The organism is Citrobacter sp. wls827, from assembly GCF_005280875.1.
Classification (GTDB): domain Bacteria; phylum Pseudomonadota; class Gammaproteobacteria; order Enterobacterales; family Enterobacteriaceae; genus Citrobacter; species Citrobacter youngae.
Genome location: NZ_SZWR01000001.1, coordinates 568,586 through 579,050, shown reverse-complemented (window position 1 = coordinate 579,050; position 10,465 = coordinate 568,586). Strand labels below are relative to the sequence as shown.

9 protein-coding genes are annotated in these 10,465 nt (G+C 49.8%); 3 read left to right on the top strand and 6 right to left on the bottom strand.

Translation table 11 applies throughout. The annotated features are described in order from the left end of the window. Positions 1 to 57: 57 nt before the first annotated feature. The 4 genes from FDX03_RS02690 to FDX03_RS02675 all read right to left on the bottom strand — a co-directional run bounded on the left by FDX03_RS02690 (position 58) and on the right by FDX03_RS02675 (position 4,396). Positions 58 to 753 carry a response regulator gene (locus FDX03_RS02690; RefSeq protein WP_137345447.1) on the bottom strand — a complete coding sequence of 232 codons (696 nt, stop codon included), beginning with the start codon at positions 751 to 753 and terminating at the stop codon, positions 58 to 60. Further along, on the bottom strand, positions 746 to 2,398 hold the full coding sequence (locus FDX03_RS02685) for a sensor histidine kinase (RefSeq protein WP_137345458.1): 1,653 nt from the start codon (positions 2,396 to 2,398) through the stop codon (positions 746 to 748). The genes FDX03_RS02690 and FDX03_RS02685 overlap by 8 nt, the downstream gene beginning before the upstream one ends. Positions 2,399 to 2,606: 208 nt before the next feature. Continuing rightward, a complete protein-coding gene (locus FDX03_RS02680; protein WP_061067356.1) occupies positions 2,607 to 3,143 on the bottom strand; it encodes a tetratricopeptide repeat protein in 537 nt (178 codons plus the stop codon). Between the two features lie 140 nt (positions 3,144 to 3,283). Then, positions 3,284 to 4,396: an agmatine deiminase family protein gene (locus FDX03_RS02675; protein ID WP_137345446.1), complete on the bottom strand. Its 1,113-nt coding sequence runs from the start codon at positions 4,394 to 4,396 to the stop codon at positions 3,284 to 3,286. A gap of 397 nt (positions 4,397 to 4,793) precedes the next feature. Between FDX03_RS02675 and FDX03_RS02670 the strand changes: the two genes are divergently transcribed. Next, positions 4,794 to 5,363 (top strand): DJ-1/PfpI family protein, encoded by a 570-nt coding sequence (locus FDX03_RS02670; protein ID WP_048212523.1) that lies wholly within the window; start codon positions 4,794 to 4,796, stop codon positions 5,361 to 5,363. A 56-nt stretch (positions 5,364 to 5,419) separates the two neighbouring features. On the opposite strand, the gene FDX03_RS02665 is transcribed toward FDX03_RS02670, so the two are convergent. Both FDX03_RS02665 and FDX03_RS02660 read right to left on the bottom strand, forming a co-directional pair. After that, entirely contained in the window at positions 5,420 to 6,166 is a 747-nt protein-coding gene (locus FDX03_RS02665) for a class I SAM-dependent methyltransferase (protein WP_061067359.1), read from the bottom strand. A gap of 10 nt (positions 6,167 to 6,176) precedes the next feature. Further along, complete coding sequence (locus tag FDX03_RS02660; protein WP_048212521.1) at positions 6,177 to 6,434, bottom strand: YjhX family toxin; 258 nt, start codon at positions 6,432 to 6,434, stop codon at positions 6,177 to 6,179. 1,315 nt (positions 6,435 to 7,749) lie between these two features. Here FDX03_RS02660 and pepT point away from each other — a divergent pair. Next, positions 7,750 to 9,006: a peptidase T gene (gene pepT, locus FDX03_RS02655; protein ID WP_061067361.1), complete on the top strand. Its 1,257-nt coding sequence runs from the start codon at positions 7,750 to 7,752 to the stop codon at positions 9,004 to 9,006. Continuing rightward, on the top strand, positions 9,003 to 10,364 hold the full coding sequence (gene dcuC / locus FDX03_RS02650; RefSeq protein ID WP_061067362.1) for a C4-dicarboxylate transporter DcuC: 1,362 nt from the start codon (positions 9,003 to 9,005) through the stop codon (positions 10,362 to 10,364). Before pepT ends, dcuC begins: the two co-directional genes overlap by 4 nt. Positions 10,365 to 10,465: the final 101 nt, after the last annotated feature.

Below are 10,465 nucleotides of genomic sequence, written 5' to 3'. Positions count from 1 at the left end.
CCGGCACTATACGGAACACTGCCGGATGGCGCTTCGCTTATCCGGCCTACGGAGTTGTCAGTCAGCCCCCTTCCGATACAACCGCCGCGGATGCCCAATACTCCCATACTGAATCTCAATCACAACAAACCCAATCTCCACGCAGTACTCCAGATACCGACGCCCCGTCGTTTTACTGATCCCCGCCTCCTCGACCACCTGCTCAACCGACCAACTCACCGCCGGATGATCGCTAAAAATCCGCTGCACCCGCGCCAGCGTCGCAGGCTCAATCCCCTTGGTCGACGGCTGCCCCGCAGACTCCCCGGCAGGCAAATTGAACAGCTTATCCAGCGCGTGCTGATCCACCACTTTCACCTGCCGCAGCGTGTGCTCCAGCAGCATAAAGCGCTCCAGCGAGGCCCGCAGACGGTGGGAAAATACGGGTTTTAGCAGGTAGTCAAACGCGCCGCTGCGCATAGCATGGCTGCAGGTTTGCATATCGCTGGCGGCGGTGATGAATATCACCGAGCACTCAAACTGTTTGAGCAGCGGGCTATCAATAAGCTCAACGCCCTGACCGTCCGGCAAATAGTTGTCCAGCAGCAGCAGACGTGGCTGATGACGGAGGATCAGTTCGCGGGCCTGTTCCAGCGATCCCGCGATTCCCACGATGCGCAGATGGAAGTTTTGCTCAATAAACTCCCGATGCAACTGTGCGAGATGCGGCTCATCTTCAACAATAACAACCTCAAGAGGGCGGATATCAGTCATGGGAAGGTCCTGTCGAAAGAGAAATCTGGAACGGGATGAAAACCGAAAATACGGTCCCCTGCGGGATGTTATCGCTTATTTCGATGCTGCCACCGGCCCGACGAACGTAGCTCGCGACCAGGTACAGGCCAATACCATGTTCTGAACCGGTGAGTTCACTGCTGTCAGTGGGTTTACTGGTAAAGCCTTGCTCAAAAATATGCGGCTTCATGGCCTCATCAACGCCACAGCCCCGGTCAGCCACTTCAATCACCAGTTCGTGGTTGCGATCCGATATATACACTTCCACCGGCGCGGTACGTGCTGGCGTTTTCAACGTGGCATCGACAGCGTTGTCCACCAGATTACCAATTACTGACATCAGCTCCGTTTCGCTCAGCCCTTCCGGTAGGCGCGAGAGCTGACAGGCGGGGTCGAAAACCAGCTCAACACCTTTCTCGCGGGCACCGACATATTTCCCCAGCAGCAGGCCGCACAGCGCCGGAGAGACAAACTGCCTGGAGAGGAAATCCAGCACCTGCTGGGCCCCCTCTGACTGTACCTGAATATAACGCAGCGCATCGTCATAGCGCTGCATCTGCAGCAGACCGACGAGCGTCGCCGTCCAGTTGAGCTGCTCGTGGCGCATGATGCGCAGGTTATCGGCATAGCGTGTCACCTGGCTGAGTTGACTGCTGAGCGTATTGATATCGTTCTTATCGCGGAAGCTGAATACCCAACCGCTTTGGGTGCCCGGCTCGACTTCAATAGCCACGCGGTTGACGATGGTTTCCCGTTGATTCAGGACGGTAATATGATCGTGATGGCGGCTGTCATAAGCGGTATTGCCAGGCGCGAAAAATGACGGCGGCAGTTGAATCACCTCATCCAATGGCTTGCCGAGCAGCGCTTGTTCACTCTGGCGAATATTGAGCACCTCCCGGGCGGCACGATTGATGAGGATGAGCTGTTTATCGGCATTGACCGCAAAGACTCCTTCGTACATCGCCTCCAGCAGCGCTTTTTGCTGTAGCACCAACTGGGCGATATCTTTGGGTTCCAGGCCGAACATCTGTTTTTTCAGCGTACGGGTCAGTAACCAGGAAAAAATAAACAGCAGCAGCAGCAGGGCAAGGCCGTACATTCCGGTGCGCCACAGCAGGCGGGCGTTGATATTGGCGATGTAGGAGGTGAGGTAACCGACGGAGACAATGCCGATTACCTGATGATGGCTATCGAAAATAGGTGCTTTACTGCGTAACGAGACACCGATCCCACCTTTACGCACAGTGATAATGGTTTTGCCCTTCAGTACATCAGCATTGTCGCCGCCGATCATCGGCAGGTTAAGGCGCTCCGGGGATTCTGAGTGGTAAAGATGCTGTTCACGCGCATCACCAATCACAATATAGCTGGCGTCGCTTTCGGCGCGCAGCGGCTGAATCAGTTGTGCGATACCGAGAATATCCCGCTGCTGTACTTTTTCTGCCAGACCGGGAATCAGGGCAATTTCGCTGGCCTGTACTCGCGCGCGTTGGCCCAAATCGTGGTGCAACTGACGGTCGATAAAGTGAAACAGCAATACGCCAAGCAGCGCCAGCAGAAGGCAGGAAAAAGCCACCAGCGAGAGGAACAGCTTTACCTGAAAGGGCAATCTGAGTTTCATGTAGTCCGCAGCGGCCAGAGCAGAAAGGGTCATCTGAAAAGCCTATCATGCGAAAATACGAACCGTAATCAAGGGACGACAGAGTTGTGAACTGCCTACATTCTCCGCGAATTTCTGAGGTAATAAACGGTATGTCGACGATGCGATCCAACGGCTGTATCCATTGAAAATGCGCATCGTTGACGGTGATTTTTTTGGATCTTCCGGTCTATGACTCTGGGTGTCCGTCGATCGCGGCTTTCAGATCGCGATACTCTTCGCATTGGGTGCCGCAGATATTCTTAATGGTTGCCAGCTCCGCTTTCGCCAGGTCGGGGCGGCCTTTAACCATCCATGCTTCCCCAAGATATTCGCGCACTTTCGCATAGTGCGGATCAAGGGCAATCGATCGTTGGTAGTAACTTATCCCTTCATCCGTACGCCCTAGCTTGCGTGTCGCGTAGCCTCGATAGTTCCAGGCTTCACGCGTATTGGGCTGCTGTAAGGTATCGAGTAAATTGATGGCATCCTGATAATGGCCGGTTTTCGCCAGGTGATACGCATACTGCGTTTTATCCTGATCGTCGATCATGCTGCTTTTTTCGGGCAAACATTTTTGGGTTTTGTTGTCGTAAACCTGACCCTTCGGGCATGTTGGGGTGGTGGTATCGTCATTTCCCATGGCGCTGGCTGCAGCGGAGTAGAGCAACCCGCCTGAGATCAGGCAAATCAACGGCAGTATTTTCGTCATGGCGTGCATCTTCATGGTCCTGTCCTCTCGGTATGAGTGAAGGTTCTTGCATGCTGTAAACCGCGCAGCCCATGCTTTATTCATTATCGATGCCTATAAATTGACCTGCCGTTTATTTTTAATACACCGCTTTATTAGCAAAGAAGGAGTAGCCGCTAACGCGGCTGTTGCTGGGTCGCACAGTGAATACCGCCGCCACCGGCCGCGATACCGTCGATATTCAATTGAATAATCTCACGCCCGGTAAATTGCTCCTGCAAAATATCGCGCGTGTTACGGTCCGTGCGTTTATCGCCAAACTCCGGCGCAATGACCGCATCATTACACAGATAGAAATTGATATAACCGGCGGCAAAATCACTGTTCGCATAGCTCTGGCGAATAGTTGATGGTCCTTCCAGCGTGATCACGTTCAGGTGCCGTCCTTTTGCATCTGTGGCTGTGCGTAAGATTTCCAGATGTCGCCGGGTTACAGCGTAGTCAAACGATGTTGGGTCCTGCTCAAGACCCGCTACTACCGTACCCGGATGTGTGAATCTGGCGTAAAAGTCCGTATGGCCGTCGGTAATATCCTTTCCGGCAATACCTGGTAGCCAGATGATCTTATCCAGTCCCAGCAGGCGCTTTAATTCGGCTTCACATTCAACTTTACTGACGCCCGGGTTGCGGTTGGGATTGAGAACACAACTTTCGGTAATAATGGCTGTCCCTTCGCCGTCTACCTCTATCCCGCCACCTTCAAGGATCAAGGTTGAGCGGATAAATTCAGCTTTAGCATAATCTGTGACAAATTCAGCCACTTCGGCATCGCGATCGTGTTCCTGCTTCTCGCCCCAGCCGTTGAAGTTAAATCCAACGCCACCGGGCATGCCGTGGGGGCTTTTCACAAATACTGGTCCGGTATCGCGGATCCACAGATCGTCAATTGGATGAACCAGCAGGTTAACTGATGGCCCACATAGTTTTGCCGCGAGCGCGTGGTCTTCTTCGCGCACCAGCATATTCACGGGTTCAAAGGCGGCAATGGTGTTCGCGACCAGCGCCAGATTTTTCCGTACCACGGGAAGCAGGTGAGGTTCCCAGATAGCCACACTGGCACCAAACGCCATCCAGGTGGCAGCATGAGGTGCTCCTTCATCCGGCATCTGCCAGCGGCGGCTCTCTGCTGCGCGGGCAACATGGCTTAAACTGATACCCGTCATGCTGGCGAGTAGCATACTCGTTGACGTCACCAGGCTCTGCCTGACAAATGAACGTCTTGTTATCATGGGATTAACCTTTGCGTATATTTATCTGATATTGGATGAATAAAATAATAATAGATAATTAATGCTCTGCGTATTTTAAATATTGAATAATAAATAAATTGATTGCGGGTAAGTTTCATGCGGAATATAGCACAGGAGATATTCGTTGCAATCTCTTAGTTTTATATTATGAGTGAAATTGACTACTATTAAAATTTCTCAACTATATATTTATATATAATTTATATTTATCAGCATGAACATGTGTCACGCCGTTGGCTCTGAAGCCTCGTCTGACGGGCCTTGTCGCGGATTGTGATCTGGCCGGTTGTTCTGTTGTATTTATTAATGCCATGAACCGTGTGGACTATAGTAAAGATGGCCGTTATTTCTCATCATTAATAACCGTGAGTGGGGGATGTGCATGAAGAAGATACTGATGCTGGTCGGAGATTATGTCGAAGATTATGAAACGATGGTGCCTTTTCAGGCTTTGCAAATGCTTGGGCATCGTGTGGATGCCGTCTGTCCGGATAAAAGTCAGGGTGACTACGTTCAGACCGCCATTCACGATTTTGATGGGGCGCAGACCTACAGTGAGAAACCCGGGCATCGCTTCACCTTGAATGCGAATTTCTCTGATGCGCGCGAGGCGGATTATGATGCCTTGTTGATCCCTGGCGGGCGGGCGCCGGAGTATTTACGTCTGAATCCGGATGTCATTCAACTGGTACAAGACTTTAACTCTGCGGGTAAACCTATCGCCGCGGTGTGTCATGGCCCGCAACTGCTGGCGGCAGCCGGAGTGTTAGAAAACCGGACCTGCAGCGCGTATCCAGCGTGTGCGCCAGAAGTTCGGTTGAGCGGTGGGCATTATGCCGATATCGGGATTGACCAGGCGCACGTCGACGGTAATCTGATTACCGCGCCGGCATGGCCTGCTCATCCTGCCTGGTTGGCTAAATTTGTTGAAGTATTAATGAAGTAACGGGTACCGGCTTTGCAGGTCGGTATAACCCATCCGGCTATACCGACTGCAAAAAATTACCGTTGCATGAGTGCGAATACTCCCCAGCCGAGATATTCCCGGGTGAAGGTGACATGGCGTCCCGGTGACGTCCTCAGTTGCTCTCTGACTTCCTGCGCAAAGTCATCATTTGGGTTCGCCTCCAGCCATCGACGCATCGTCAACCACTTAGCGGCTTCGTATCGATCCCAGCCTTCCTGGTCTGCCAGCACCATTTCAACCAGGTCGTAGCCCAGTTTGTCGAAAAACGAAACGAGGTCGGCAAGGGAAAGAAAATCGGCCACCGAGCCGGCTCCGCATGCCTGGGCAATATCTTCTGCGGCGGGCATTTGACGCCAGTACGGTTCACCGATCACGATGATTCCGCCAGGTTTGAGGCTCTTTGCCAGCAGCGTGATTGTCCCGGCGACACCGCCTGCAATCCACGTTGCGCCGACGCAGGCAGCGATATCGCATTTTTCATCCGCGACATAACCTGCCGCATCGTTATGGATAAAGCTCACGCGATCGGTGACGCCCAACTGTTCCGCGCGTTGTCTGGCTTGTGCGCTAAACAGTTGGCTCATATCAATACCGATCCCCGTAATGCCATGGTCGCGTGCCCAGGTGCAGAGCATCTCACCGGAACCACTGCCCAGATCCAGAACACGGGTTCCTGGCGTCATACGTAGCGCCTGACCTAATGTGGCATATTTTTGCGCGGTGAACGGATTATGAATGCGATGAGCGCTTTCGCTGATCGTAAAAATCTTGGGAATATCCATCACTCTCTCCTTAGCGATTATCTAACTGGGCGCGAACATTGTTTAATCCGGTGGTGTTGATGCGGTAGGGCTGACCATTGACGGATTTGATCAACTTTTTGGTTCTGAGCTTTTTAAACACCTCAAGCGTGCAGTCGCAGAGCAGCAATCCTTCACGGCTATAACATTCAACGGATGTGACGCGGCCAGCGCTGTCGCGGACGTGCGCAATGCGGCCACCTTTGGCGAGAACGTGTAAGGTACGTTGTTCCTGACGGGATAAATTCATACTGGGAAACCTGTTTAATCATCATGTGCAAAACGTGCAAACACACAGCGGTGTCCGCATTCGATTTCAGCGCATTGATAACCAGTCCGGCCTGATAAGGTCGGCAAACTGATTATCTGATGATGACATTCTCCAGCATCAAAGCCTCGGGTTGAGTTGAAAGGTATTTACACGGTGTATGATAGCAGTGGAATGTTGGATGGGAATCTTGCGCCAGTAAAAGTGTGACCTGCAACGGAAAATGACCTGGAAGGACATCCCGTCGCATCGAATAGCTTTAAATTGTTGTAATGTTATTAACATATTAAATCATTAAAATATTTTATATTTAAATGGCTTTAAAAAATATGGATTTGAGTTATTCTGCATTCTTCGTTCTTATATTACACGCTAATATATTAGCCTGATTTAAGCGTGTCGGGATTGATTGTTTTATTTATGATAAGCAGTATTTATTATAGCTATCGCAGGATGATGTTCTGTAAATTATTTCTGTTTAAGAATTCTCTCTATGGTGAAGAATGTGTATACTTGTTTCTGCAAGAGACTCTTCTGTTATCATTAAAATTATAAATATGTCCTTTACACCCGTATTTCCTCTACTCTGTATCTCTTCTCAGGGTAGAGGTTTTTTTTACCTGTAATTCATCGGGTAGTACCTATTAATAATAATTTAACACCGTGCCAGGTGTTATTATGGCTACTATGACTAATGATGCCGGATATCATGATTTTATAATAGTACCGCGGCGTTTCTATTCCGTAATGAATTGTTCAGCTATCCCTCTGTTTACCAGGGTATAGTATAGTGGCGCTTATAATTGTCTGTTTTTCAGCGTGATATGTTTTTCTTGTCGTTGGGATAAATGTGACCTTGCTCATGGATTTTAATGCACTAAATGGCTATTTCTAGAGAAGTGCAAACGGTTGCACGTAGCTGTAATGGTATTCGTTCATTAAAAAAATATAGCGATGGTTTGCCTTGTGTCTTTATAGGATATGGAGACTTAAATGATTTCCATTATCTCTTGGGTAGACGGAAACTGTTATGGCTTCTGTTAGCTTAACACCATATAAAATAGTCGTAAAAACAAGCAGGGAATATGATGTGATCATCAAAAAGGCGATTTTTATTACAAAAATAACGATCGGTTTTTTATCTTCCTTAATATAAATCGTTGTCAGAACACTCATGAGATCAGTGGTCTGGGATGAGCGCTGATTTTATTTGACACTTCAGATGTATCCCTCTCGCGCTGCATGCAGGTATCTCCTCGCAGTACCCCATAAATGAAACATTAAAGGATGTCCCACAATGGATATTGTTGAACGCTTTATTAACTACACCAAAATCAATACCACAACCTCACGGGAAAATGGCGCAAATGGCATCATGCCGTCTTCCCCAGGCCAAATGGTGCTGGCAAAACTGCTCGCAGCAGAGCTTGAAGTATTAGGGATGCAAAACATTGAAGTCAGGGATACGGCGATTGTAACGGCAACATTACCTGGAAATACTGACGATAATATTCCTGTCGTTTCCTTTTTTGGACATCTGGATACCAGTGCCGAACAGACTGCAGACACGCATGCGCAACGCCTTCACTATAGCGGTGGCGATTTATGCCTGAACAAAGAACATAATATCTATCTGCGCGAAAGTGAATTTCCAGAACTGAAAAACTATATCGGTGATGACCTGCTCGTGACGGATGGAACCAGCCTGTTAGGTGCTGATGATAAAGCTGCCATCGCTGCCATCATGAATGCCATACAGTATCTGGTTGCACATCCGGAGATTAAACATGGACCGGTGAAGGTCGGTTTTGTTCCTGATGAAGAGCAGGGGCTACGGGGTGCCAAAGCTTTTGATGTTGCCGCGTTTGGCGCAAATTTTGGCTATACCCTGGATTGCTGCGGCATAGGTGAGTTTGTCTATGAAAACTGGAATGCAGGCGATGCGGAAATTATCTTCACCGGTCAATCTGCGCACCCAATGTCAGCTAAAGGTAAACTGAAGAATTCTCTGCTGATGGCGCATAAGTTTATTGCGATGCTGCCGGGCGGAGAAGCACCTGAATATACGGAAGGTCGTGAAGGATATTACTGGGTAAAACAGCTGCAGGGTAACAGTGCCCGTACCGTACTGAAACTGGATATTCGCGACTTTAGTGAAGAAGGTTATAAGTCCCGTATGGCATTTATTCGCCAGCTTGCAGTAAGTGCCTGTGCACTATGGGGCGAAAATAGCGTGGTCTGCCATTTAACCGATCGCTATGCGAATGTGTTTAATAGCCTGCAGGGCGATTCGCATTATCCTATTGATATTGCTATGCGTGCTTATCAGAAATGCGGAATCACTCCGCAACCTGTCGCCATGCGTGGCGGGTATGATGGCGCGGTTCTGTCGCAGAAAGGGTTACCGTGTCCGAATATTTTTACCGGTGCGCATAATTTCCATTCAATTTATGAATACTTGCCGGTGAGATCGCTACGGGCAGCCAGTGATGTTGTAGTCGCAGTTATTGAAGAAACCTACGCTGAGTTCGCCGAAGGGAGAACTCAGTCATGATTCAGGTAATAATTGCCCTTCTGGTTATCGTTGTGGTCGCTCGTCTGATCCTGAAGGGGTACCGGGCCGAACCCGTGTTATTTATCGCGGGTCTGGTGCTAATGATTTGTACCGGATTAACCGGATGGGGCTCCGTATTGCCGAAGGGGGTTGCCAGTACCGGGATTGCTTTTCTCGATCCATTTGAAGTTATGCGCGATCTGTTCAGCACACGTGCAGCCGATCTCGGTCTGATGATCATGGCGTTGATGGGATTTGCTCACTACATGGATCATATCGGGGCAAATGAAGCTGTGGTGCGCGTGGTGACGAAACCGTTACGGGCACTGCGATCTCCTTATATTCTGCTGTTTTTTTCCTACCTGCTTGCCAGTCTCCTGCAACTGGCCATCCCTTCAGCGACCGGGCTTGCCGTGTTACTGATGGGGACAATGTTCCCGATTATGCTGGGCCTGGGGCTCTCTGCGGCTTCGGCCGCCGGGGTCATCGCCACCTCGCTGGGGGTGGCATACACCCCAACAGCGATTGATGCCATCAGGGGAGCGAAAGCAGTCAATATGGATGTGGTGGAATACGTTGTTTACCACCAGGGGCCAGCAGCGCTTGCAACCGTACTGGTTGTCGGCGTTTGTCATTTTTTCTGGCAACGTCATTGCGATCGCAACGCGGGGACGTTACCTCGGGAAATCGGGAGCGCTGAGATTGTCGATTCAGGAAAGGCGCCGGCTTTTTATGCTGTGCTTCCCATGCTGCCTATACTGATGGCGGTAGGATCATCCGCGATGTTTGTCAGTGGAATTAATCTAAACATAATCACCATCGTGCTTATCGCAATGGCTATTTGTATGCTGATTGAATGGATACGAGCGCGTGATTTAAAGTCGGTGTGTGAAGGGTTCAGCCATTTTCTGAAAGGAATGGGCGCGGCGTTTACCGGTGTTGTGGGCCTGCTGGTCGCAGCCGGAGTTTTCGCGCATGGCATCAAAGTCATTGGTGCCATTGATCAGTTAATTTTGATGGCAGAACATGTCGGATTACCACCCTTTGCGATGGCCGTCGTCTTTGCGCTGGTGACGCTTGCGGCAGCAATTATTATGGGCTCGGGGAATGCGCCATTCCTGGCATTTGTTGAGTTAATCCCACAAATTGCCGCGAGCATGGGCGCTAACGCGGTTGCTATGATCCTACCTATGCAGCAGGCATCACATATGGGGCGGGCTATTTCGCCGGTATCCGGTGTTGTTATTGCGGTTTCAAGTGGGGCAAAAATTACACCTTTCGATGTAGTTAAACGTACTGCTGTGCCGCTTATTGTGGGCTTTGTCACCCATACTTTGATTATCGGTATTTTCTATTAGTCGTAACTGCTGCAAGCAAACCTCCGGGGCGCGGAGGTTTGCTTGATAATGTTATTTATAATCTCAAATAAAACTGGTTGTCATGAGTTATTATTTGTTTT

Coding starts and splice junctions, on each gene's coding strand:
- FDX03_RS02690 (WP_137345447.1), bottom strand. CDS start 753: ATGACTGATATCCGCCCTCTTGAGGTTGTTATTGTTGAAGATGAGCCG.
- FDX03_RS02685 (WP_137345458.1), bottom strand. CDS start 2,398: ATGAAACTCAGATTGCCCTTTCAGGTAAAGCTGTTCCTCTCGCTGGTG.
- FDX03_RS02680 (WP_061067356.1), bottom strand. CDS start 3,143: ATGAAGATGCACGCCATGACGAAAATACTGCCGTTGATTTGCCTGATC.
- FDX03_RS02675 (WP_137345446.1), bottom strand. CDS start 4,396: ATGATAACAAGACGTTCATTTGTCAGGCAGAGCCTGGTGACGTCAACG.
- FDX03_RS02670 (WP_048212523.1), top strand. CDS start 4,794: ATGTGCATGAAGAAGATACTGATGCTGGTCGGAGATTATGTCGAAGAT.
- FDX03_RS02665 (WP_061067359.1), bottom strand. CDS start 6,166: ATGGATATTCCCAAGATTTTTACGATCAGCGAAAGCGCTCATCGCATT.
- FDX03_RS02660 (WP_048212521.1), bottom strand. CDS start 6,434: ATGAATTTATCCCGTCAGGAACAACGTACCTTACACGTTCTCGCCAAA.
- pepT (WP_061067361.1), top strand. CDS start 7,750: ATGGATATTGTTGAACGCTTTATTAACTACACCAAAATCAATACCACA.
- dcuC (WP_061067362.1), top strand. CDS start 9,003: ATGATTCAGGTAATAATTGCCCTTCTGGTTATCGTTGTGGTCGCTCGT.